Origin of the sequence: Chryseobacterium sp. R2ACT005 (assembly GCF_049949215.1) — a bacterium.
Classification (GTDB): Bacteria; Bacteroidota; Bacteroidia; order Flavobacteriales; family Weeksellaceae; genus Chryseobacterium.
In genome coordinates, this window is the sequence record NZ_CP188192.1 from 3,327,331 (window position 1) to 3,351,040 (window position 23,710).

20 protein-coding genes are annotated in these 23,710 nt (G+C 33.0%); 1 reads left to right on the forward strand and 19 read right to left on the reverse strand.

Features of this window, described 5'->3' with window-relative positions:
- Positions 1–378: 378 nt before the first annotated feature.
- The 16 genes from ACPF63_RS15190 to ACPF63_RS15265 form a co-directional block, all read right to left on the reverse strand.
- Positions 379–540, reverse strand: coding sequence for a hypothetical protein (locus ACPF63_RS15190; RefSeq protein ID WP_426480481.1), 162 nt, complete (start codon positions 538–540; stop codon positions 379–381).
- On the reverse strand, positions 527–1,093 hold the full coding sequence (locus ACPF63_RS15195; protein ID WP_426480482.1) for a DUF6934 family protein: 567 nt from the start codon (positions 1,091–1,093) through the stop codon (positions 527–529). Before ACPF63_RS15195 ends, ACPF63_RS15190 begins: the two co-directional genes overlap by 14 nt.
- Before the next feature lie 195 nt (positions 1,094–1,288).
- The gene (locus ACPF63_RS15200) at positions 1,289–1,534 is read right to left on the reverse strand and encodes a hypothetical protein (RefSeq protein ID WP_426480483.1); all 246 of its coding nucleotides are present in this window, start codon (positions 1,532–1,534) and stop codon (positions 1,289–1,291) included.
- Positions 1,525–2,451 (reverse strand): IS1595 family transposase, encoded by a 927-nt coding sequence (locus ACPF63_RS15205; protein WP_426480484.1) that lies wholly within the window; start codon positions 2,449–2,451, stop codon positions 1,525–1,527. Before ACPF63_RS15205 ends, ACPF63_RS15200 begins: the two co-directional genes overlap by 10 nt.
- Before the next feature lie 3 nt (positions 2,452–2,454).
- Positions 2,455–2,829 carry a hypothetical protein gene (locus ACPF63_RS15210; RefSeq protein ID WP_426480485.1) on the reverse strand — a complete coding sequence of 125 codons (375 nt, stop codon included), beginning with the start codon at positions 2,827–2,829 and terminating at the stop codon, positions 2,455–2,457.
- 6 nt (positions 2,830–2,835) lie between these two features.
- Entirely contained in the window at positions 2,836–3,174 is a 339-nt protein-coding gene (locus ACPF63_RS15215; protein WP_426480486.1) for a hypothetical protein, read from the reverse strand.
- A gap of 454 nt (positions 3,175–3,628) precedes the next feature.
- Positions 3,629–3,844 (reverse strand): hypothetical protein, encoded by a 216-nt coding sequence (locus ACPF63_RS15220; protein WP_426480487.1) that lies wholly within the window; start codon positions 3,842–3,844, stop codon positions 3,629–3,631.
- 96 nt (positions 3,845–3,940) lie between these two features.
- Positions 3,941–4,609 carry a hypothetical protein gene (locus ACPF63_RS15225; RefSeq protein WP_426480488.1) on the reverse strand — a complete coding sequence of 223 codons (669 nt, stop codon included), beginning with the start codon at positions 4,607–4,609 and terminating at the stop codon, positions 3,941–3,943.
- A 646-nt stretch (positions 4,610–5,255) separates the two neighbouring features.
- The gene (locus ACPF63_RS15230; protein WP_077415583.1) at positions 5,256–6,107 is read right to left on the reverse strand and encodes a hypothetical protein; all 852 of its coding nucleotides are present in this window, start codon (positions 6,105–6,107) and stop codon (positions 5,256–5,258) included.
- Between the two features lie 75 nt (positions 6,108–6,182).
- Complete coding sequence (locus ACPF63_RS15235; RefSeq protein ID WP_426480489.1) at positions 6,183–7,253, reverse strand: hypothetical protein; 1,071 nt, start codon at positions 7,251–7,253, stop codon at positions 6,183–6,185.
- A gap of 212 nt (positions 7,254–7,465) precedes the next feature.
- Positions 7,466–8,077, reverse strand: coding sequence for a hypothetical protein (locus ACPF63_RS15240; protein ID WP_139348496.1), 612 nt, complete (start codon positions 8,075–8,077; stop codon positions 7,466–7,468).
- Positions 8,074–8,748 carry a hypothetical protein gene (locus ACPF63_RS15245; protein WP_219072345.1) on the reverse strand — a complete coding sequence of 225 codons (675 nt, stop codon included), beginning with the start codon at positions 8,746–8,748 and terminating at the stop codon, positions 8,074–8,076. The genes ACPF63_RS15240 and ACPF63_RS15245 overlap by 4 nt, the downstream gene beginning before the upstream one ends.
- Positions 8,745–11,495, reverse strand: coding sequence for a hypothetical protein (locus tag ACPF63_RS15250; protein WP_426480490.1), 2,751 nt, complete (start codon positions 11,493–11,495; stop codon positions 8,745–8,747). Before ACPF63_RS15250 ends, ACPF63_RS15245 begins: the two co-directional genes overlap by 4 nt.
- Positions 11,496–11,694: 199 nt before the next feature.
- A complete protein-coding gene (locus tag ACPF63_RS15255) occupies positions 11,695–12,153 on the reverse strand; it encodes a hypothetical protein (RefSeq protein WP_228408734.1) in 459 nt (152 codons plus the stop codon).
- 78 nt (positions 12,154–12,231) lie between these two features.
- Positions 12,232–13,593, reverse strand: coding sequence for a DUF5458 family protein (locus tag ACPF63_RS15260; protein ID WP_077415595.1), 1,362 nt, complete (start codon positions 13,591–13,593; stop codon positions 12,232–12,234).
- Between the two features lie 20 nt (positions 13,594–13,613).
- Positions 13,614–14,060, reverse strand: coding sequence for a type VI secretion system contractile sheath small subunit (locus ACPF63_RS15265; RefSeq protein ID WP_047381441.1), 447 nt, complete (start codon positions 14,058–14,060; stop codon positions 13,614–13,616).
- 353 nt (positions 14,061–14,413) lie between these two features.
- On the opposite strand from ACPF63_RS15265, the gene ACPF63_RS15270 reads away from it, so the two are divergent.
- A complete protein-coding gene (locus ACPF63_RS15270) occupies positions 14,414–15,460 on the forward strand; it encodes a hypothetical protein (RefSeq protein ID WP_426480491.1) in 1,047 nt (348 codons plus the stop codon).
- Positions 15,461–15,523: 63 nt separating this feature from the next.
- Here the strand turns inward: ACPF63_RS15270 and ACPF63_RS15275 are convergent, their stop codons facing one another.
- The 3 genes from ACPF63_RS15275 to ACPF63_RS15285 all read right to left on the reverse strand — a co-directional run bounded on the left by ACPF63_RS15275 (position 15,524) and on the right by ACPF63_RS15285 (position 23,626).
- Positions 15,524–17,620, reverse strand: coding sequence for a M13 family metallopeptidase (locus tag ACPF63_RS15275; protein WP_426480492.1), 2,097 nt, complete (start codon positions 17,618–17,620; stop codon positions 15,524–15,526).
- A gap of 362 nt (positions 17,621–17,982) precedes the next feature.
- Entirely contained in the window at positions 17,983–20,040 is a 2,058-nt protein-coding gene (locus tag ACPF63_RS15280) for a M13 family metallopeptidase (protein ID WP_426480493.1), read from the reverse strand.
- Positions 20,041–20,227: 187 nt separating this feature from the next.
- On the reverse strand, positions 20,228–23,626 hold the full coding sequence (locus ACPF63_RS15285) for a polysaccharide deacetylase family protein (protein WP_426480494.1): 3,399 nt from the start codon (positions 23,624–23,626) through the stop codon (positions 20,228–20,230).
- Between the last annotated feature and the right edge of the window lie 84 nt (positions 23,627–23,710).

The window sequence follows — 23,710 nt, forward strand, 5'->3', positions numbered from 1 at the left end:
GCGAATAATTAAAATCAATTTTTTTTTCATCATTTGGTTTATAAATAGGGTAAAAATTGACTTATTGCATCAATATCCATTCATTATTAGTAGATTCTCCTCCAACTCCTTTTATATAAAATTGAGTTTTATCTTTTTTAATTATAAATTTCGGATCAATACCTACACAATTTAATTGATCACCATTATAATATATTTCTAATTGATTGCCTTTTTCGATACCTATTTGCCTTCACAAAGGTTTGACTCTTTATATGTATTTAATGATAAGATTATATTATTTTTTTGGTAATTATACGTTAGTTTACACTAATTTGTTAAAAATAAAAGAGGGCTAAAATTAATTAGTCCTCTTTATTTATGTGTTATAATATCGATTTAAATAATGTCAGTATTAACATTTAACCTTTTGGAAATCTCTTTTGCTTCCCTAAGTTTTTTAGGGAATAAAACACGACCTTTTAGTTTACTAGAAACTAATGATAATAAGGTAGATTCTGGAATTAGTACCGTTTGTTCCCTTTTTTTATTTGTTCTCATTTGATTTATTTTTGATAACATAAACAATATTATATAAATGTTTTTCAGTGCTATTATAATCAACTAAATTTATGTTGTTATTTTCATCTTCAATACCACCATAAAATTTATATTGCTTTATCAAAGCATCATAATTTGCATCAATGTAATTGGTGTAAATTCTCAATCTTTGATTAAATTTTCTACAATTACCTTCTTCACATTTATCACATGCTTCTTGACAAATTTGTAGAAATTCTTTAGTTCCATCACTTCCTCTAACCATTAATATTCTATCAGAGTAATTTCCAAAAAAAAGTGGAATACTACTTAATACAGTATTGAATACTTTACGTCCATCATCATTATTTGAAACAACATTATCTATAATTTCATCTTTTTCTATATCATAATTTCCAAAAGCTAAATTATATATTTGATAATTACGCAAAGGTTGAACGTGCTGATATTCAATTGCTTTAACAATAACTTCTTTTCCCTGACTTATGAAAATATATTTTAATGTTTCTTCCTCTACATCTTCTAGTTGATAAAGATCTGTATTTAAATTCATTATTGGTTTTTAGTTCGTCAAATATAATGCTTTTTTATATTCATAACTACAATGAACTAGTCAATAATAATACATTAATTAAACAAATATAATTCAAATTAACGACAAAACTCGTCGTATTTAAATAGTTACTTTATAAATACATAACAAATATACAACCAAAATTTATTATAAACAAAAATCTTGATTCTCAGATTAAGATTCTTTATCTTTCTTCTTAGGTTTAAAGTTTAAAACCTTTCTCATATTCAAATCGAATTCCGTTAATTTAACTACATATTTGCCGTCAATTAAAGGAATATTGTCAATGTAAATTATTTCTCCACCATTAAACATAAAGTATTCAAAATATTTCTCTATATCTTCTACATAAAAATAATCTACACCATCTTTCGTAATGTATCTCACATTTTTTTCTTTAAGTGCTTCGCCTAATGACATAATTCTTTATACTTAGTTCGGACATTTGAATTTGACAACAAATATCTGAATTTTTCTTGGTCTGTGACCTTTCTCAGGTTAAATCTATACACAAATTCATCAACATATTTTTGAAGGTGCTTTCTGGAAACATGATTATACATTCCTGATACACTTCTTTTCAGAATGTTCCAACTTCCTTCTATATTATTTGTGTGTATATTATTGTCCTGCAAACTTACATACTCTTTTTTAGAATGATCTATGATTCTATGATCGTAATGTTTATTCAATCCGTTATAAGCCCACCATTCATCACTAATAATTGTTTGTGTTGTTGGTTTTACATATTTATAGATGTAAGGTTGAATACTTTTTCTTTTGGTATCAGGCACAACAAAAGCATTCATCTTACCATCTCTTTGCAACATTCCCATCACAGGAACTTTGTCTTTAAAACTTCGTCCTTGTGAGTGTGGAACCTTCTTATCTTTATGACGATTTTTGTTCTTGCCTCCTATGAACGTCTCATCAAGCTCAACAATACCTTCAAGCTCATTATTATTCTCAATACCAAAACATGCTCTAATTCTTTGTAACATGAACCATGCTGTTGCTTGTCTCACTCCAATATCTTTTCCTAGTTGTATGGAACTAATCCCTTTTTTGTGGGATGTAACAAGCCAAATAGCCATAAACCATTTACGAAGACTAACTTTTGAATTCTCAAACATTGTTCCTGTCTTAACATTAAAGTACTTGCCTGTATTCTTACATCTATATTGATTATTCTTACACTTATATACTTTTGAAGTTTCATCAAAAGGACTTACAGGAAGTTTGTTCCATTTCAACATCTCCAAATAATCAATACAATCCTGTTCAGTAGAAAAGATTTGAGTTAATTCAAATACTGATTTTATATTGGTGTTAAACATAGGCTATTTAATTACAAAAAATTCATAAACGTGTTCCCAATCGTTGTATCTTACATATAGCTTACGATTCTCGTTTACTATTTCTATTATACATCTTCTACCATTTGCATCCATACAGTAGTATTTTCCAATTCTTGATTTATTATCAAAAAATCCATCCAGAATGTCATAAGTCTGTGTTGTATTTGAATCTATGACTATTCTTTCATCTGATATGTTTACACTTATTAATACTGAAGCCTTTCTCCAACTTTCCCAATTTGACCACACATTATTTTGATTAATTCTATATGTGTAATATGTTGTTCTAAGTTTCAAAATCTGCCCAAAACAAATAACAGATAGTATTAATAAAGAAACTGTCAATAGCTTTTTCATACTATCTTATTTTGCAGTATCAAAAGGATTTTGATTAGCTCCCATAAAAACACTGCCCATGCGTTTATATTTCATTGGCTTTCCTGCAACACAAACCGAATACATTCCATTACCTTTTTGTTCTGAAATTCTTAGAAATACAATATCTTTTTCATCACAGTCATTTTCAACTGCAATGTGCTTTCTCAGATCTTCAATAGTGGCATCAGCACGTTTTAACCATGACTGAATTTTCTTATCAGGTTTTGGCTCCTGATAGCTTTTTGGTAGATCACATTTTTCTGTTTCTTGTGCAAAAAATAAGGTTGGTAAAACTAAGCCAACTGTAAGTAATAATTTTTTCATAAGTGAATTTGCTAATCCACTCAAAACCCAAAGTAGAAATATTTTTGATGTTAAAATAGAAAGGCGTGGGCTTTGTAGACTACTAATCCTGTTCTGAGGTTCTGACAAAACCTGCCCCAATGATAAATAGCAACATATAACCCACACCATATGGAGTGAGCATCAGTTACTTTAATCGTGTGGGGCAAAGTGTCGAAACTGTCAGATTTCAGAACCCAGATTAAAATAGCTTAACGCTTTCTTGTTCGATAAATATTCCTACAAAAGTACAAAAATTATACCTTTTTTACCTATATTTAAGGCAAAACTTTCAGCTTATGGACAACGAAAAATTACTTGATACACTAAAAAGACAAACAAAAATTAATAAACAAATTGAAAAGATACTTAAATCTCTAACTTTAGGTGGAACAAGTCAAGATCTCGATCAATTAAAGGATTTGATATCATTAAATCAATCTACAGTACATGAGTTTGAAAAGAGTATAAAGTTCTCTGAGGAATAGCCTTTCCATACATTTTCTATTTTTTTGTTTATGTTTGAATTTTCAAGTGTCCATTTTTCTAAAAAATTAAGAATTACTTTAATTTTCCAATATGGTTCACCTTGAAATTCTTTTAACAACTCTGTAATTAGTATTTCTACTTTTTGTTGTTTTGTATTTTTCATTTTGTAAAATTTAAATATTTATGAAATAAAAAAGACCTAACTAATTTAATAGTTGGTCTTTATTGTTTTGTTTTAAATTTACACCTTCGGTGTAAACTAGCGTATAGTTACCATTTTTTTTATATCAAATTTATATGAAATAGAAGCCATACCTATTGTTGTAGGCTCTGTTTTTACTGAAGTAGAATGAGTACCATCATAAGTTGATGAGTTGCTTTTAAGATTTTTAAAAAGCTCTTTCTGAATAAGGTTTGTTTCAAATGCTAAAATATCTTCTGGAATCTTTGAAGGCTCTATTTCTCCTATTTTTTTCCATTTATTGTTTTCATATAAATAGAAAGTTGTTTTTGCATTTTGCTTTGGTTCAAATTCTCCATCTTTCCCTCCTGTATAAGAGATGAATTTATTTGGTAGATAAGAAGCAACTATATAATAATCGTTTTCTTTAATATAGTTTTTTATCAATTTTGAATCTTGAGAATCATTTTCTTTATTGATGGACTTTGAAAAAAAACCTTTTGAATTGTTGGGGTTCCAGAAATTTTGTTCTATATCTTTTTTTCCAATAAAGTCAACACTGAAAACACCCATTTTTTTATCCGAATAAGTGTATGTTGGATAAGGATTGGAGATATCTGGAATAAAAAAACCAATTGTTTGGTATTTTGTATCTAGAAAATTTATGTTATCATTTTTCTCTTTTTGACCTTTACAGTCGTAAAAGAAAAAAATAAGAAGTAATAAAATTAAAAAGGGTTTCATCATTGTCCTTTTTTTTATAAAATTTTATTCAATTTCATTTCCATATAGTAAAAGTTTACCGATAAAATCACTATTCCAATTTTCTATATATATATGTTTTGAAGTTCTGAAGCCCAACCAGATGTCTCTTCTTTTTTACCATCAAAGTATGATGAAGTATAAAACTTACCTGTAATAAAATTAAATGATTTTGAATAATTCTTTTGAGCTTTTGTATAACTTAGATCATACCCAATAACTTGTATTTTTTTGTTTTTAGGATCAAACCTAAATTTTATTTTTTCAATCAGATTCTTTCTCCGGAAATATTTGGTTTTGTAATTTGATCGGCATAATCTACTCGAATGATAATGATTTTATTTTTAATAATAGGATCACTTAAATAATAATCTGATTCAGCATTGTTATATAGAATACTATTATTTATAATGGGGATTTCAACCGTTTTGTTCAAAGAAGATAAATAGATGGATAAAATAAAACTTGAGAGTTCTGCATTTTGTTTCGCCCTAACTTCCGCTTTGTCCCAAATATTATCATCATCAAAGTATAATGTTTCATATTGTTATTCTATACTATCAATAGCTTTTGCATTATCCTCTTTGCAGTTAATAAAGAAAAGTAAGGATAATAGAATTATTTTTTTCATTTATTCTAATAGGATTTTATCCAAATCAAGTTGTTTAAGGGATGTTTTTTCAGAAATCTCTTTTTGCATCCATTCTTCCTTACCTGTTTTCGCACTCGTTCCCAAAGTTGCAATAAATAATTTTTCAATAAGTAAATCATTATTTTTGAAAAATACTGGTATAACAATTTTCCGAGATGTGTTTTGATATTGATCAGTGTAACCTAAAATTAAATTGAAAGCTTGTTTGTTTTTTGTATTAGTATCTATTTCTATAAAATCACAGCTAATATTTTTGGTAAAAAATACTTTATTATCAGTTTGTGCTTTTAAAGTATAGTCATTTATATTTTTTTCTATAAAAACGATATCATTTTTATCACTTTTATTAAAGTTAACTCTATAATTTTTAGTTTGTGTAGATTCTGAATTAGAAGAAGAGGATAGATCTTCTTCTTCCATATTTTCTTTAGATTTGAGAAAATACTTTTTACATTCCGGTAGTTCACATCCTAAGATTTGTGTTTTTTTTCCATCAAAAAAAGAAATGTATGAACCTCCATTAATCTGTAAGTCATATTTTTTTCCTTTATATGAATAACCTTTTATATTAATATTACATGGTGTAATCGGATATGAAAAATGCCATTCTTCTTCGGTAAGAGGAACTGATAAATTCATGATTTTTTCAATATCACTATTATTGAGAGACCATCCTTTATCTTTTTTAGTTAATTTTTCTTTTGTAGAATATTCACCTTTACAGTTGGCAATGTAAACTTTTGTATCTATTTTCTTTTTTTCATCCTTATCCTGGCCTTTGCAATTGTAGAATAAGAATATAAGAAGTAGTAAAGTAGTAAAGTTTTTCATTATTTGGTTAAGTTATTTATTCTGCTTTTATTCTGCTTTTGTGAACATATCCCTTTTTACCTTCTTTAGAAACTACTAATCACCATTTTGATCTAAAACTTCAATTTTTTCACCTGTATTTATCTTTTGGAGAATTTGAGAAGACGAATTTTTATCCTTTCTTAAATTAGTATAGCCGTCAGAATCTTGAATGATAAAATTGGTATTGTTTTCTTTTTGGTAGATATATTTTACATAACTTTTTAAAGTAGCTAAATCATAAAAATTGTTTTTTTCCAGATTTGATTTATATTTTGGATTTTTATTTAAATAGCTTTCAATATCACCTTGTATTCCAACTCTTAATTCTCTCTCAAATAAATAAGATATTGTTTTTTCAGGTTCAAAATATTCTTTTGGAGATGATGATATTTTACTTATAATATCACCTATTCTTAAATAACTATTACCCTCTTTAGCATAAGAAAAGTCTTCAACTTTACCTTTGTAAATAATGGTTTCTATGTCGTCAAATATTTGTTTTTTCAATTTTTTATAGCCACCAGAATCTATAAAAATTAACTGTTCCATATCGGAAAGGTTATTAAAATCGAATTTTTTAAATACTGATTCTACAAGCTTTTTATCCTTATTGTATCCATAGTAAACAACTAAATCGTATAAAAGATTTGAATTGTTTGTTTGCAGCCAAACATAAGATACGGGAGTATTATAAAATACGTAAGAATTAAAATGATATAATAAGTCAGGATTTATAAACTCTGGTTCTTCAGCATCGGCATCCTGAATGAAAATAAATTTATTTTCTTTAATAACTACCTCTGGAAACATTGCTGGACGTAAAGCAATTATGGAATTTTTATAATCTTTTAAATTGAAAGAAAATATATCCAAAATTTTTTGACTAAATGTATTTTCGTCAGGAAATTGAAATTTTCTTTGCTCTAATACTTTTTTCGCTTTATTGATAAATTCAGGAGACAGGTCACCACAGTTTGATTTTGTGCCGTCTCCTTCATCTGTAATATTATAAGGTGCGTCTTTTAATGAAATTATTTCTTTGATATTCTGCAAGTGAAGTTTACTTTCTTGTCCGGTGCAAGATAGTAGCAGTGAATATATAAGAGCTAAAGAAATGTTTTTCATTATTTGTGGTTATTTTACACCCCTATTATAGGGTCCCAATCTTATCAAAATCGTCTCTGTGCCAAATCATATATTCTAAATAAGGTAAATTATAATTAAAATAGCTTGAGAGTTTATTTCACATTTGATCGTACTGTGCAGTGTACAAAAAACTATGATTTTATATTTGTTTTATCAAAGTTTCTTTTTATGTTTTATACTATTAAAAATATTTAATAATATAAATTAAGCTCATCTAATTTCAGATCCAAAGATTCATCTAAATATTGTATCGAATCCGATTTAATAGAACCATCAGAAGATATATTTCTCTCTGTATAGGAAATTATATTAAGACCTTTATTATTGTCTGAGTGAAAATATTTGATTTGCCATATTTTCCCTGTTTTAGAGTTAAAATATGATAAACAATTATACATACCTAATTCCGACTGAGGAATATTTCTGTAAAATTGTATTGAGTCAGTTTTTTTATTGTTGATAAAAGTAAAGAGGTTTACTTTTATTGTATTTTTACCTTCTAGCTTTTCTTTTATAAGTTTAATTGAAATATTATTCTCTAGCGGCAAATAAAGCTCATTGTTTTCAGTTAAAGAGTATTTTTTCAAATATTCTTCATTTTGTTTTTTTAATACTAAATACCCTTTTCCGTTCTTTAGAGAATTGAAATAGTTTGCACTTGCAAGAATAGAATCTCCAATAAAATAATTTTCATTGTGTGCGATGTTTTTTGATGAAGTATCCACTGCTTGTTTACAACAAATACTTATCAATATTGTCAATAACAAAGCGAAGTAACTATATACTTTTTTTATGGTTGTCATTTGATATTAAATATTTTTTTTAAATTTTTTTTATGGGATCCTTCAAAATAAACTTTGTCTTCTTCAATACTAAATTTTTTACACTCTAAATTTCCATTTTTATCTAAATAACATATATTTTGTTTTGTTGCGTATGGATAATCAATTTCAGAAAAGATATTTTCACTCTTAAGGACATTCTTACCTTTAAAAATAGCAACATCTACTTTAAAAATCTTTACAGGGAATTCGTATTCATCACTATCTAAAGTTGCTACAGTTTTAAATGCTAATAATTTTCTACCATCATGTAAATTTGTAGAATCAGTAATAAATAAAGAATCTATTTTTGAGATCTTTAATATGCTGTCTTGCTTAATGAAATTGAAATAATTTGGATTCGTGTATTCATTTTTTGTTCCCTTGATTGTATTAAAATAATCAATTTTTTCAAGTTTAGTCTGAGAAGTGATATCATCTTTGTTAAGTGATACATTTTCTTCCATATATGTATTAACTTTCCATTCTTTTGGAAAGGAATAAACTTTTATAGACTCTAAACCTATCGGTTTAAATTGAAAAGTTGTATCAGTTTTACCTAATGTTAGTTGAGAATTATTATCCTGAATAGTGTTGCTTTTTTTGCAGCTTATAATAATTAGAGATAATAAGAAAATTATATTATTTTTCATTCTTTTATAATTTTTATTTTACCAGGAGCGATAATTCCTGAATGTAAGTGACTGTTATGTAATTTTTTACCGTCAGTAGTATGAGTGAAAGCTTTCTTTTTGCTACCTCTTAATTGCTTAGTGATACCAAATTTATGAAAAGCATTAATTAATTTCTGTTCCCTAATGTCATCTAAATATAATGTGTCAATGCTTTTCCCATTAACATGTTCAACACTTGGAAAACAAGATGCTTCACTAAAACAGCTTCCTGTTGTTTGAACATCAGAATATCCACATTCTGCTAAGACACCTATAAATACAGCAAGATGCCCAGGCTCTGTGTATCTCCTTTTAGTATTGGTAAAAGAGTATTTAATTGAAATTCCTGAATTATTATAATTTAAAGAATCAGGCATTTTAACTAGTTCTATTTTTCTTCCAGTTACTTTATAAAGAACCCAAAATGATTTTCCTTCATTTGTCCCATATTCGGCAATATCACCATTTTGATATTTTACTCTTCTTTTAGTTTGTCCATCCGATACTGGAATATCTGAAAGTATTTTGCTGTGTGTTGGTTTTATTCCTGGTTTTTGTCCATTTAATTTTTCCTGCGTTATATGCCATTCTGCTTTACATATAACATGCTCCTTATTATTCTTGTCATGATAAATATATTGGTATAGGTATTGGTTTTCTAATTTTATATTTTTAGGAATATGTTTTTCGATATCTCCATTAGCAAATATATGATATGTGACAATATCTTTAGCATTAACAGGTGTAGAAGGAGAAGTATTTCCATGAAATTTGTTATATATGAAAAAACCTGTTTTTAATAGATCGTAATTATTTTTTCTTATTTGCCATCCATTTGGCATTTCTGTTTCTGAATTACGTCCATTTAATAAAACAGAAATTAATTCTAAATATTTATCACCATATAATGCTAACTCATTCAGAGATTTTCCTAAAGTTTCTTTACCCCATTTGGTTATTGCATCAGATTTAGGATTACTGGTCATTTTTTTATTAACGCTCCAAATCCAAGCCCCACTATCAATACAATAATTTGCATTGTTAGCAAGAATACTCGGATTTTTTACAATATTTTGATCATTTTTATAATCAGCATAATCCTTATAAGGCCCAGGTTTATTAAATAAAGTTGTTAAATCTTTCTCATCTGTTCTAACACCAGTTAGTTGTAGTAATCCGCGACCTTTATAAATACTTTGACTTGATAAGTAATCACTTTTAGTTTCTTCTGATAGGGCAAAGGTACCAGCCTCTTCACAAGCTTGGGCGAGGAAATGGATCTTTTGAATACAGGTATTAATATTATACTTTTTGAATGCAGAGTTTAATCCTTTTGTAAGGGTGGCAAAAGACTTGTCACTGATATTGCAAGGAGCTCTTTTACCTCCTTTTAATGCTTGTCCTTCCCAAATTGTTTCAGTTCCTTTTAGTAACTTAACAAGTTGCTTTACATCTTTTTCTTCAAAATCTCTATTACAAAAACATTTTTCTCCAGTCTGGTTTTTGTTTTGTTTCTGCACCCCCGCCGCACTCTTCACCTTCTCCACTTCCATCAAGCCCTCCGAATTTACCCCAAATTTCTGAGATTCTGCGGATAGTTCTTTGGAGATAATTTCTATAAAATAATTTTGTGTATCGGAGTCAGGATCACCAATACGAGAGTCTATTCCTTTTCCAAAAATCTCTTTACTAATGACAAATCCTGAAGTGTCACATACATCGGCAGGAATTTTAATATTTCCGCTTCTGTAGACTTCATCGTTGGAAGTAGTGTCATATTCCCAGACCACATACTGGATGTGTTTTCCAACCATATTTTTGGAGTGAATTCTTATTCTTACTTTATCTCCTACAGCTACTTTGGAAAGTTCATTTCCTGTATCATCAATGAAAAGAGCTTCTATAATATTACCCTTGAATTTTGGTGTGTGTTGCTGAGGTTGATTTTGATTTTGAGGCTTAGGTTGTGGCTTGGGCTGATTTTGAGGCTGTCCTTTATAATCCGGATTGGCTACATCTACATTCACCTGGCTGGCTCCCTGAATTTTCCCGGAGTAAGTTGCCGTAACATAGTATTCATGATTAGCTCCTTCATTCTTGTCACCTTTCATCATAAACTGATTGGCTACCTGACGAAGAATTTTTTCATCAGACATCAGGGGGATTGGTACTTCTGCAATCCCTTTTTCATTGACAAGAGCCTTGTAACTTCTTGTATGACGGTTGTTTTTATTAATGTTGGGATCATGGCCTTTGCCCGGAGCATCATCTTCCCAAAGGTGAAATTCTATTTCCTTATTGAACATTGCAATGCAGTGAGCCTGGGCAATAAGAGTATCATGATAGCTGGCTTTATTAACATCTTTTCCTCCTCTGTTGAAAAGAATTACTTTATCTATTTTTGGAACCTTGTTACTGGTAGGAATCAGTATGAAAGTGGCAGCCAATTCTTTGGTAGCAGGAAGCCCCGGGAAAATACCTTTTTTAGTTTCGTAGACTTTCATTTGAAACTCTATTCCCAGCGCTATTTCTCCAAAATTGTAGGTTACTTTTTCACCGGTTTTGGGTTGGTTGGTGATATCTTTCCAGGTTCCGTTTTTTTGTTTCTTATAAAGATGCCATTCATATTCTCCTTTCAACCCGAATGAGAGGCCGGAAGGTTGTATTTCGTAAGGATAGGCTTTTCCCACCATTGGATTTTGATTCCCGATAATAGTTCCTGTCATGGGTAATATAATGTATTACTAACTTTTAGCTGACAGTTATTTAGACAAGTATTGATTTTCGGATCAAATTGTAAGAAACGATGATGGATAATATCATCAATTAGGATAACATTTTTTTTCATTTTGTTTTTGTGTTTGTTCAAAAACAAAAATACAAAAAATCATTATATCGTGATATAAAAAATTATCGGATTCAAAGTTATTTCTTATCTACATTGTAAACAGGAGCCGCTTTTAACCACTGATAATTAAGGTTTCTGTCTTTCTTTAAAAAACGGTATCCTTCCAGTTTTTTCAGATAAACATACATAGAATCCGTATTTTTTATCTTTAATTTATACTGGGATAAAAACAGCATCGGCATTTCTACAGTAGAATCTCTTACTGTTTTTAATACTTTCCCAGATCTTACTTTGTAAAGGAAGAATGATTTTCCACGGCCTTTTGAACTGTCTGCCAGTTTTACTTCTGAACTTGCAATTACCAGCTCACTGCCATCAAAACATTCATCCTTACTCATGATATATGCCTTCCCTTCCTGATGTTCATCTGCAAAAAGATCATTTTCGTATTGTCCGGGACTTTGGTATTTTTTCTCACAGCTTATCAAAAGCACCATCAATATAGCGGGTAAGCTAATAATAAGTTTCTTATTCATATTAAATTTCATAGGTGTTGGTTGAAAAAAAACCGATGTAAAATTGCATCGGTTTTTGTTATGTAAAGTACGTTGATGTTACTCCTGAGTATATTCTGCATCCCATTCGTTGCCATCATCTCCTTTGTGTCCGTCAAGTTTAATAACGAAACTCTTCGTAGGGAAATAAGGGGTCATACGGATATCCAGCCACACTCTGTCTTTGTTTACTCTATCCTGCTCGAAACGAACAATTTTGAATTTTTCGATCAATTTGTCCGGCCCTTTAATGTTATCAAGGAAGGTTACGATCTGTCTTCTCAAATCGTCCTCGTTTTTAGCATTCCAGTTTTCAAAAGCTCTTCTGTTCAGGAAGTCCAGAAGTACTTTGGTTACGTAGTCGAATACACGAACTACGGAATACGTCTGAAGACCGATATTGTCTCCTGTAAATAATGTCTTCGCAGAGAAGGCCATAATTTTTCCGTATTCGTTTACCATTGGTACAAGACCCATTTTTTCCAACTGAGAAATTTCACTTTTCTTCAATTCAAATTTTACAGCGTCTACTTCGTTGATATTACCATGTTTTTTACCTGCTGCAACCTGAGACATCAGGGTTTTATGGATTTTTCCTGCTAATGAAGTGGAAGGTGGAAGTTCTACATTTTCTTCTTCCCCTACTTCTTCAGCTTTACCACGTCCTACCAGCCAGTTACACGTCATAATAACGTTACTTCTGTGAAGTTCTCCTCCTGTAAGATTAGCTGAGTGGAATAAGTCTACCACGTCATCCGGCTTATCAAGGTTAGCAAAGTCTGTAACCATCATTACTTTGTTTTCGTTACAGATTTTTGCCCATTTCTCGATTACCTTGTTGGATCCTAAATATCCTGGTATTGCAAGGATTGAGTAGTTATCTCTAAGGTCAAGACGGTCATAGTAATTTTTAAATTCTTCTGAGATTGCATCAATGAACAAAGGATTATCCAAATCTGAAACCTGTTCGATGCTTGCGTTTACAATACTTACGTTGTCCACTTTATCCAATTCTGTGTTTTTGTAGAATTGAGCTACTGTTCTGTAATTGGTTTCCAACAGACGAACAGTATCCAGTGTATTTTTTAAGTTTGTCTTTAAGTTTTGGTCGGCCTGTTGTGCTTTAGTTTTGCACGTATCAGCCATTTTATCTGCAGATTCGCTACCTTCTAAAAGGTTTACCCAAAGATTGATCTTCTGAAGAAGTTCTTTTCTTTCATCTGCTTTATTGCTGTCATTCAGGAAGATTTCTTTTCTTGCCTTTCTTGTTGGGTTCATATTGGCAATACCGTCTACAACGGATTCAACAAAGCCAAATCCTCCCATTTTATTGAGCTCTGCAAGCGGGTTGCCTTTCGGTTGTCCCGAGTGCTGCTGCTGACCCTGCTGCTGGCTTTCTTGTGCCTGTAATTTGCTATCCATGATTTAATGTAAGTCTTTAATTATTTTTCAAGTTCTTGTGCCACTTCTTTCAATACTTCTATGAACGCTGCTCTTGTCTGATCGTTCTCCAGCATATTGCGTAGAATTTTGTTTGTTTTCAGCTGACGTACGATTTTATTGTACTGCTCCTGCTCCATGCTCAGCTGCTGCAGATAATCTGACTTCTGAGTAAGGCTTTTAGGGGTAAAGTCTCCAAGGTTTTGAAAACGGAATTCTTCTTCTACCACTCCTCCGTCTTCTGTTTCGTGTTGTACCGATATTGAAGGCTGAAAATGTTTGAAAACGTCTTCCACTGTTTTTAATCCTGTTACGATTTCAGGTGTATAAGACTCTTCTGTTGTAAGTTGGCTTACTATCAGTGATTTATTTTCCTGTATTTCCTGAATAGCTTCATTAGCGTCTACTTTTACTTCGTTTCCGCCAACACCATAATTAAACATTGCCATATTATTGTTATTTTGAGATTTCTTATTTTGGTTTGGATCTGTCTTTGAGTAATTTACAGATGAATCAAATAAATTACCAATCCAGTGTTTAAATTTAAAAAAAAACTGTAACATAAAAAACTTTACTAAGATTTTTCTTGAATCATCTAATTTTATCTACATTTATTCAACATAAAATCACCATATTACGATATCACTAAGCTATGAAAAAATAAATAAAAAAATTCAAGAAAAAATAAATAAAATTTTTGTTCACTTTATTCTTATACAAAAGCATCCAATGAATGTTAAAATAAGGATTCCCAGTTATTACACAAAAAATATTCTTTATATTTAATCAAAGTGAACAGTGTATGAAAGATGTAAAAATAGCGTTTAGAAAACCGATATTTCCAGTTTCAGAAGCATTACAGCAATACCTGGAAAAATATAACAGAACTACTAAGATTAAGTTTTTGTATGAAGATCTTCTAAGGTTCAGTGACAGCGTGAGTATTCTGGATAAAGACGGAAAAGATACTTTGTGGCTTGGGGTATTATATCCTGAATTTGAGTTTAAAGAAATAGAGGCTAATTTAAATAAGATTTATACCCTTCTTCATTCTGATGGAGACATCGCTACTTTACCTTATCTGAAAGTGGATACCATTGACTTTTGTACTTTCGGAAATTCTAAACCTTTCCGGGTTCGGGTGAGAAATATCCTTAACGATAATTATACTTATTTTTATATTAAACAGGCGGATGCTTCCCGAATATTCGGACTGGAACTTGAAGACCTGCTTTCTCCCAACCGAATTAATTTTCTGGTGTATAAAAACACTTTGATTGAAGAGCATATTTTGGGAATTCCAGGGGATGTTTTTATTCAGAAGCATATGTTCAACTGTACGGAATTGGAAAAGGCACAGATTTCCAAGGAATTTGTGAAATTCAATGAGCGCTGTCTTATTGGGCTTCTTGGTGATATGAGGTCTTATAATTATGTTGTGATTCCCATACATGATTTTGACCAGGTCATTTACAGAATCCGCCCCATTGATTTTGACCAGCAGTCTTATGAGGGAAATCTGAAAGTTTATCTTCCACAGTATTTCAAAGAAAACAGTCAAATGGTGAATATGGTACTGGAAAAACTGAAGCCCAGTTCTATAGAGCAATACCGTAAGGAAGTACGTTCACAAATCGTAAAAAGAGTGACAAGCAGCCAAAACAGATTCGATGAGCTCATTTCTATTATGAAAAAAGATAATATTGCACCGGAAGCCAATGTTACAGAACTAAAGACCGCTTTACAAAAACTCACTTATGATATCAATTTCAAGTATTGTAAAACAATGGGAGATATTATAGAAACCGGAATAAAATTTGTTCTCCGGAATTATAAGAAAGAATATTAAAAAGAGAATCCGCCCCAACCAATGTGAGACGGATCCTTTCTTTTCTAACAATTTAAGGTAAAATTACCAGATTTTTATTCTGTCCTGAGGAGCTTTATATAATTTGTCTCCCGGTTTGATATCAAATGCTTTGATGAATGAATCCTGGTTTACCAGTGGCCCGAAAGCTCTGAACATTCCCGGAGAGTGCGGGTCTGTTTTCACCTGATTGATCATATACTGATCAGTAGCCTTTGTTCTCCAGACGGTTGCCCAGCTCATAAAGAATCTCTGATCCTGAGTGAACCCGCTGATCTTACCTGGATTTCCTTTATCTTTTAAATACATCTGCAGCGCGTCATAAGCCACCGCTACTCCACCTAAGTCACCGATGTTTTCACCGCTTGTAAATTTACCGTTTACGAAACTTCCTTTTACAGGCTCATAAGCGCTGTACTGAGCTGCCAGCTGACCTACTTTTGCATCAAAGTTTTTACGGTCTGCATCACTCCACCAGTTATTAAGGTTACCATCTCCATCGAAACGGGAACCGCTGTCGTCAAATCCGTGAGAAATTTCGTGACCGATAACGGCACCAATACCTCCGAAATTCACTGCTGCATCAGCTTTAGGATTGTAGAAAGGCGGTTGAAGAATAGCTGCAGGGAATACAATTTCGTTGTTTGATCCACTGTAGTATGCATTTACCGTTTGTGGAGACATTCCCCATTCTGTTTTGTCCACAGGTTTTCCTACTTTATCTAAACTCCTCTGATACTGCCATGCTGCTACATTCTGAAGGTTAGAATATAATGTTGCTCCCTCTTTTGGAGATTCTACTTTTAACTGTGTATAATCTTTCCATTTATCAGGGTAAGCAATTTTCACGGTAAACTTGGATAGTTTTTCCTGAGCTTTCACTTTGGTTTCAGGAGACATCCAGTCTATATTGGCGATATGTGTTTTGAATGATTTTAAAAGGTAATCAATATACGTTTCCATCTGCTTTTTAGCTTCAGGAGTGAAATATTTGTCAACATATAATTTTCCGAAAGCTTCTCCAAGAACACCATTTACAAGAGTAAGTCCTCTTTTGTTCATTGGGCGCTGTTCTTTCTGACCCTGCAAATATTTAGCATAGAAGTCAAATCTGATCTGCTCCAGGCTGTCATTCAGGTTGCTTGCATTTCCATTGATGATATGATATTTCAGATAGTCTTTCAGTAAAGGAAGGTTTTTCTGCGTTACAAACTGATCCATATTCTGGTAGTACTTCAGTTCACCAATGATTACTCTGTCTGTATTTACTCCGGCATCCTTAAGATATTTTGCAAGGTCAACATTTTTAACCAGACCAGACAATTCTGATACATTTTTAGGGTTGTATCTTAAATTGGCATCTCTGTTTTGCTCAAGAGTCAATAGATAATTAGCAAGCTGTTTTTCAAAGTCTACCACATTCTGTGCAGCCTGTGGAGAATTTTTATATCCTAAAACTCCGAATAGCTTTCCAACGTATGCCTGATATTCTGCCAGTGTTTTGGTATTGGCCTCGTTTACTTTCTGATAATAATCTCTTCCCAACCCTAAATCCGGACCGCCAAGATATACTGCATTCATATTGGAGTTCTTCATATCAGCACCTACTCTCCATCCATAGAAAGAGTTGTCTCCCAATTTTGTAGCATCCAACAGGTATTTCTGAAGATCATTAAGGCTTTTAATGGCATCTACTTTGGCAAGATCAGCTTTGATAGGAACGAGTCCTTCTGCATTTCTCTTATTGGTATCCATAAAAGAGGCATACAAATTCTGGATTTTCTGTCCTTCTGATCCGGCCGGATATGATTCTGTAAGGATTTTGTTTAATATATCTAATGAAGCATCATCTACGTTTTCTCTCAAAGCATTGAAAGAACCCCAGTTTGCTTTATCAGAAGGAATCTGAGTAGTTTTCACCCAATTTCCGTTTACATAGCTAAAAAAGTCATCCTGTGGACGGACACTGGTATCCATATACGATAAATTGATTCCCTCTTCTTTTGCTTCTTCTTTTACCGGTTCAGCCACTTTTGCTGCAGCTTCTGTTTTATTCTCTGTCCCTGCAGTCTTTGCTGCACCACACGAATTAAGAAATACAATACCTGAAAGGGCAAGTATTCCAATATTTAGCTTTTTCATTAAAGATTATTTTTGATTTTACACAAACTTATCAAATATACAAACTTTAATGATATGTGATGAGTGATATTTATATCTGAATGGAGATTTAAGGTTAAAAATTTAAAGTTTTGAGTTTAAGATTCAAGGTTCATAGTTTAAGGTTTGATGTTTTTGGGTGTTCTTTTGAAATGTGGGTGGAAAATAACATTGTTGTAGACCACCCCGTCAAAAAATTCTTTGAATTTTTTGACACCCCTCCAGAGGATGGGAATGATGGAAGTCGTTATGACAAATATAACTCATCCGATTCCCTAATCCCTAATCCCTATTCACCTGCTACCTAAAAAACAAAACCGCCCATTGCTGAGCGGTTGTTATTGTTACCAGATTTTGATTCTTTCTTCCGGAGTTTTGTATAATTTGTCTCCTTTTTTCACGTCGAATGCTTTATAGAAGGCATCAACGTTGATAAGCGGACCAAAACTTCTGAAGTATCCCGGAGAGTGCGGATCAGTTTTCACCTGATTTACCATATATTTCTCACTAGATAATGTTCTCCAAACCGTTGCCCAGCTTAGGAAGAATCTCTGATCCTGAGAGAATCCACTGATTTTTCCTGGGTTTCCTTTGTCTTTTAAATACATCTGAAGAGCATCATAAGCGATATTCACTCCTCCTAAGTCAGCGATATTTTCACCGTTTGTGAAAGTACCGTTTACAAAAGTTCCTTTTACAGGCTCGTATTTGTCATACTGGGAAGCAAGAGCTTTTGTTGCCTTTTCAAAGTTCGCTTTATCTTCCGGAGTCCACCAGTCTACTAAGTTACCATCAGCATCGAACTGTGCTCCTGAATCATCAAATCCGTGGCTCATTTCGTGACCAATAACGGCACCAATACCTCCGAAGTTTACAGCAGCATCAGCTTTAGGGTTAAAGAATGGCGGCTGAAGGATAGCAGCAGGGAATACAATCTCGTTGTTTACCGGGTTGTAATATGCATTTACAGTCTGTGGAGTCATTCCCCATTCTGTTTTATCCACTGGCTTACCAATTTTAGCTAAATCTTTATTGTATTGCCATTCACCGATGTTCTGAAGGTTTTTATACAGGTTTCCACCTTTAGCTTCAGAAACAATATTTAATTTTGAATAGTCTTTCCATTTGTCCGGATAAGCAACTTTTACCGTAAACTTATTCAGTTTCTGCATTGCTTTTTCCTTAGTTGTAGAAGACATCCAAGCTAAGTTGTTGATATGAACTGCGAAACTTTTCTTTAAATAATCGATCAATTCTACCATCTGAGCTTTAGCTTCAGCAGGGAAATATTTCTCAACATATAATTTTCCGAAAGCTTCACCTAAAGAACCGTTGATCAATTCAAAACCTCTTTTGTTAAGAGCTCTTTGTTCCTGCTGTCCTCTAAGATATTTACCATAGAAAGCAAATTTCATGTTTCCTAAGTTTTCACTTAAGTAAGAAGCACTTCCATGGATCATGTGGAATTTCAGATAATCTTTGATCACAGAAAGATTCTGAGCATTTACTAATTTATCGAAGTTTTTATAGAATCCTAATTCACTGATAATTACTTTGTCAGAATTTACTCCAACTTTTTTAAGATATCCCGGAAGATCTACATTTTTTACCAGAGCAGAAAGTTCAGCCATCGTCTTAGGATTGTACTGAAGTGTGTTATCACGGCTCTGCTCGTTTGTCAGATAAGTCTGTGCGATGCTTTTTTCATAATTTACGATACCTTTTGCTGCTTCATCAGCATTTTTGTACCCTAATTCTTTTAGCATGGAAGCTACATATTTCTGATATTCAGCAATTGCTTCTGTATTTTTTTCGTTTACTTTCTGATAGTAATCTCTTCCTAAACCTAAAGAAGCATTTCCTAAATAAACCGCGTTCATTTTAGAATCTTTAAGGTCTGCATCTACTCCCCATCCGTAAAAAACATTTTCTCCTTCTTTCGTTACAGAAGTAAGGTAGTTCTGAAGATCAGCCATGTTTTTAATAGCATCAATCTTATTCAGATTTTCCTGGATAGGTTTGATTCCGTCTGCATTTCTCTTCTCCATGTTCATGTAAGTAGCATAGAGATCCTGGATTTTTTTACCTTCACTTCCGTCAGCAAATTTATCTTTCAGAAGAGAGTTCAGGATTGTCATGGAATTGTTATCCGTGTCCTCAGCCAGTTTGTTGAAGCTTCCCCAAGTTGGTTTATCAGATGGAATTTTGGCAGTTTTCATCCAGGTTCCACTCACATAGTTGTAAAAATCATCCTGAGGACGCACCGAAGTGTCCATCAAGCTAAGGTCTAAACCTTTGTCTGTATTGTTCACTGCTACTTTAGCAGCTTTAGCTTGTGCGCTCATGGTAGTCTGAGTACAAATCCCTGCTATTAAAAACAAAGAAAGCGTTATTTTTTTCATTATGATAACAATTTTTAGAATAGGTATGATTTATTTCGTATTTGTTACTTTTTATGAAAACAAATTTAAACAAATAACATTACAGCATTATAAAAATTTATAAAAGATGGAAGCTGGGAGAAGGAAGCTGGAAGTTATGAAAATCATACAATAACTTCCAGCCTCATTCTTCCGGCTTCCCGGCTTCTTAAGAAGTTGCTATCTCTTTTACATTTCCGGTTCTTTTCAGGAATCCCCAGGACTGCATTTCGCCTTTCAATGCCTTTCTTAAACTTTTAAACAAAACAATATACATCAGCCATCTATATCCGAATCTCTGCGGAATAATATACAGCAGATTGATCAGTTTTTCACGCTGCATAATGAATGCCACTAAAGCTAAGGAAGCATCCACCAAAAGGAAGATCAGATAATAGGTAAATATTTTATCTCCGTTACCGGACAAAATTCCAAAGAACATAATCACATCTGCCAGCGGTGAGAAAAATGGAATAATATATTGGAATAATAAAATATTCGGCATTGCCCAAAGTCCCAATCCTTTATATTTGGGGTTAAGGAAAGTCTGTCTCTGTTTCCAGAACATCTGCATGATTCCGTAAGTCCAGCGGAAACGCTGTTTCAAAAACTGGCTCGCAGTCTCCGGAGCTTCCGTAACAGCAACCGCTCTGTTTTCATTGGCGACGGTATACCCTGCTTTTAAAATTTTCACGGTAATATCACAATCTTCTGCTAAAGTGTCGGATGAATAACCTCCGGCCTCAAGGATCACAGCTCTTCTGAATGCCCCAATAGCACCCGGAATTACGGTAATCGCATTGATATTCGCATATGCAAGCCTGTCAAAATTCTGACTTGTTGTATATTCTATAGCCTGCCATCTGGTAAGCCAGTTGACTCTGTTTCCAACTTTCACATTTCCTGCTACGGCTGCAATTTTCTCTTCCGGATCTGAGTTCAAAAATCTTGCAACCAGATATTTTACGGCATCCTGCTGCAGTTTGGTGTCTGCATCAATGCAGACTACGTATTCTGCATCTGTCCGTGATATTCCGAAGTTCAGGGCCGTTGCTTTTCCTCCATTTGTTTTGGTGAAAATTTTCATTTTCGGATGCCCAGGGAATGCTTCTAATACCTTTTCATAAGTAGAATCCTTACTTCCGTCATCTACCATAATAATGTTAAAATTCGGATAGGTCTGCTTCAGCAGATTCTGCAGGGAAGAAACAATATTCACTTCTTCATTATAAGCAGGCACAATAATAGAAACTTTCGGATAAGATTCCAAAAGCGGAAACCCACCAAGTTTTTTTTCTTTTTTTCGTTCTTTAAAAGCCCAGTATGTCATCAGCAATAGTCTGATCAAACCCAATACAATGAAAATGGTAAATAATGCAACCAGAAAATGGCTTATTCCATAAATTACAGTGGCCAAAACAAGGTTGAGCTGCATGATATAATATGACTTCGTTTTCGGAACTTCAGGCATCAGTTCACTTCTGGTTTTATGCAGAATACTGGTAAGGTTGGTAAAATGATAGCCCTGTTTCTGAAGTGTAGGGATCAGGATTTTTAAAGCTTTCACGGTTTCTTCTCTGGTGTCTCCGCCCGCATCATGAAGAAGGATGATATTTCCTCTCTGTAGTTTGAGCCCGGCCATCACACGTTTTACAATCTCATCTGCTTTTATTCCCGGCTGCCAGTCTTCAGGATCTATATTTTCCCCGATATCCAGATAGTTTTGCTGTCTTGCCAGTGCTACCGGAATAATTTCTTCCGAAGTAGTAGGCTCAGAGTCTGCATTATACGGAGCTCTGAACAGAATTGTACTGTGTCCTGTCACGCATTCTATCAGCAATCTTGTTAGTTTCAGTTCCAACAAAGCTCTTTCCGGACTTACTTTCGCTACATTCTCGTGGGTAAATGTGTGATTTCCTATCTCGTGTCCTTCTCTGTAAATTCTTTTAACGAGTGGAAGGTTCTTTTCTGCATTTAATCCTACTAAAAAGAATGCTGCCGGAACATGATATTTGGACAGTACATCTAATATCTGCGGAGTATATGTTTCGTCCGGACCGTCATCAAAAGTAAGCACCAATTCTTTTTGTGGGGCACTTCCATATTTTTTCACCTCATAAGAGCTTGGATAGGTAATATAATTTTCATCCGTGATTATTTTTTCTTTCGGGTCAATTTCAAGTGCAATTTTTCCGTCATGAGGCGTATTCAGAACGTCTAATACTTCTCCATCACCAATATAATCCACCATGGTCTGCCCTTTTACATTTTCCAGTGTTTTTAAATTTAATTTTGAAAGGCCGGCAAACGTAAGATCTTTATCATAGAAATTCCAGACTCTGCTGTCCTCACTTCCCAGTCTCCAGAGTGCTGTTCCTGCCAATGGATATTCTGAGGAGAAACGCATCGTATTGAAAATAGAAGCCGCATCATTGAAAAACACCGTGTGGGTGAGGTTTTTAGAATCGGTATAGGAATAATTTAAATTAAAAGTATTGTCATTAAAATCAATTACTGCTTTACTGGCGCTGGCTTTGGTAATTGCCTGCATATAGGTTACAGAGGTATTGTCATCTTTATTGGAACTCCAATCATAGCCATAAGCTCCCAAGCCCAGAATGATTTTTTGCGGAGAAGTTTGTTTTACGATTTTTCCTGTCTGTTCTTCGATCCATTTTTGAGAGGAAACCGGCCCTGCATCACTTCCTGCAGAATATTCATCGTAAGCCATCAATACAAAGTAATCTACATAGGGATTCAATCTCGGGATGTTGTAATCATCATTGTCTGTCATGATATCCATAGTCACCAGCAGCTGGTTCTTTTTGAAAGTTTCTGAAAGCTCTTTCATAAAAGCAATCAGATTTTCATCAGAATCCAGATTCATATCCTCAAAGTCAATATTAATGCCTTTGAAATGGTATTTTTTACATTGCTGGGTAAGTTTTTGAATCAGATGTGATCTTTTCTGAGGATCATTAAGGACTTTTACAAGTCCTTCTGAATGAAATTCCTGATCAGAATTGTTGCTCAACATTGGCATTGCAGCAACTCCCGTTCTTTTAATCACTTTGTACCCTTCCGGATCCACATTGGTTTTCAGATCACCTGTTTTCGGATCAAGGAAAAACCATTCCGGAAAAACCAGATTAACGTGTCTGATATTTCGTTTCAGAGACATCAGAGACTGAGGGTCCCATGCTACATAGAATGCAGACCGGATTCCGCCTGGAAACTGAGCCCAGTTTCTGTTCTGATTTTTATATCTTTCTGCTCTCGCTTTCTGAATTTTATCGAGGTTGGTATGGATTGTTTTTTCCGAGATAAAGCTTCTGAAACCTTTATATTCTTTGGAAATTTTATTCTCCTGAAGATAGGGTTTATTGGCCGTAATTACAGCTTTATAATCTTCTTTAAAAGGAATTTTAGGACTTCTGTCCAGGGTCATCATCAGCCCCAAAGCAAGCAAAAGCAATATTCCTACAAAGATAAAAATACGGCTTCCCCACTGTACACTTTTCCAGCGTTTCTTGCTGTTGGTCTGAAAAATCTGTTTGGAATCTTCCACAATTTTGAAATTTATTGAATGGGTCTCAAAAAGTGTGAAAAACTATACTGAAATTAATTAAAAAAAAATTAAAAAGCAGAAATG

Bases quoted from the DNA above. Each gene is read 5' to 3' on its own strand.
- ACPF63_RS15195 (WP_426480482.1), bottom strand. From the start codon at position 1,093: ATGAATTTAAATACAGATCTTTATCAACTAGAAGATGTAGAGGAAGAA.
- ACPF63_RS15220 (WP_426480487.1), bottom strand. From the start codon at position 3,844: ATGAAAAATACAAAACAACAAAAAGTAGAAATACTAATTACAGAGTTG.
- ACPF63_RS15190 (WP_426480481.1), bottom strand. From the start codon at position 540: ATGAGAACAAATAAAAAAAGGGAACAAACGGTACTAATTCCAGAATCT.
- ACPF63_RS15230 (WP_077415583.1), bottom strand. From the start codon at position 6,107: ATGAAAAACTTTACTACTTTACTACTTCTTATATTCTTATTCTACAAT.
- ACPF63_RS15275 (WP_426480492.1), bottom strand. From the start codon at position 17,620: ATGAAAAAGCTAAATATTGGAATACTTGCCCTTTCAGGTATTGTATTT.
- ACPF63_RS15260 (WP_077415595.1), bottom strand. From the start codon at position 13,593: ATGGATAGCAAATTACAGGCACAAGAAAGCCAGCAGCAGGGTCAGCAG.
- ACPF63_RS15215 (WP_426480486.1), bottom strand. From the start codon at position 3,174: ATGAAAAAATTATTACTTACAGTTGGCTTAGTTTTACCAACCTTATTT.
- ACPF63_RS15255 (WP_228408734.1), bottom strand. From the start codon at position 12,153: ATGAATAAGAAACTTATTATTAGCTTACCCGCTATATTGATGGTGCTT.
- ACPF63_RS15200 (WP_426480483.1), bottom strand. From the start codon at position 1,534: ATGTCATTAGGCGAAGCACTTAAAGAAAAAAATGTGAGATACATTACG.
- ACPF63_RS15235 (WP_426480489.1), bottom strand. From the start codon at position 7,253: ATGAAAAACATTTCTTTAGCTCTTATATATTCACTGCTACTATCTTGC.
- ACPF63_RS15225 (WP_426480488.1), bottom strand. From the start codon at position 4,609: ATGATGAAACCCTTTTTAATTTTATTACTTCTTATTTTTTTCTTTTAC.
- ACPF63_RS15210 (WP_426480485.1), bottom strand. From the start codon at position 2,829: ATGAAAAAGCTATTGACAGTTTCTTTATTAATACTATCTGTTATTTGT.
- ACPF63_RS15270 (WP_426480491.1), top strand. From the start codon at position 14,414: ATGAAAGATGTAAAAATAGCGTTTAGAAAACCGATATTTCCAGTTTCA.
- ACPF63_RS15205 (WP_426480484.1), bottom strand. From the start codon at position 2,451: ATGTTTAACACCAATATAAAATCAGTATTTGAATTAACTCAAATCTTT.
- ACPF63_RS15240 (WP_139348496.1), bottom strand. From the start codon at position 8,077: ATGACAACCATAAAAAAAGTATATAGTTACTTCGCTTTGTTATTGACA.
- ACPF63_RS15245 (WP_219072345.1), bottom strand. From the start codon at position 8,748: ATGAAAAATAATATAATTTTCTTATTATCTCTAATTATTATAAGCTGC.
- ACPF63_RS15280 (WP_426480493.1), bottom strand. From the start codon at position 20,040: ATGAAAAAAATAACGCTTTCTTTGTTTTTAATAGCAGGGATTTGTACT.
- ACPF63_RS15250 (WP_426480490.1), bottom strand. From the start codon at position 11,495: ATGACAGGAACTATTATCGGGAATCAAAATCCAATGGTGGGAAAAGCC.
- ACPF63_RS15265 (WP_047381441.1), bottom strand. From the start codon at position 14,060: ATGGCAATGTTTAATTATGGTGTTGGCGGAAACGAAGTAAAAGTAGAC.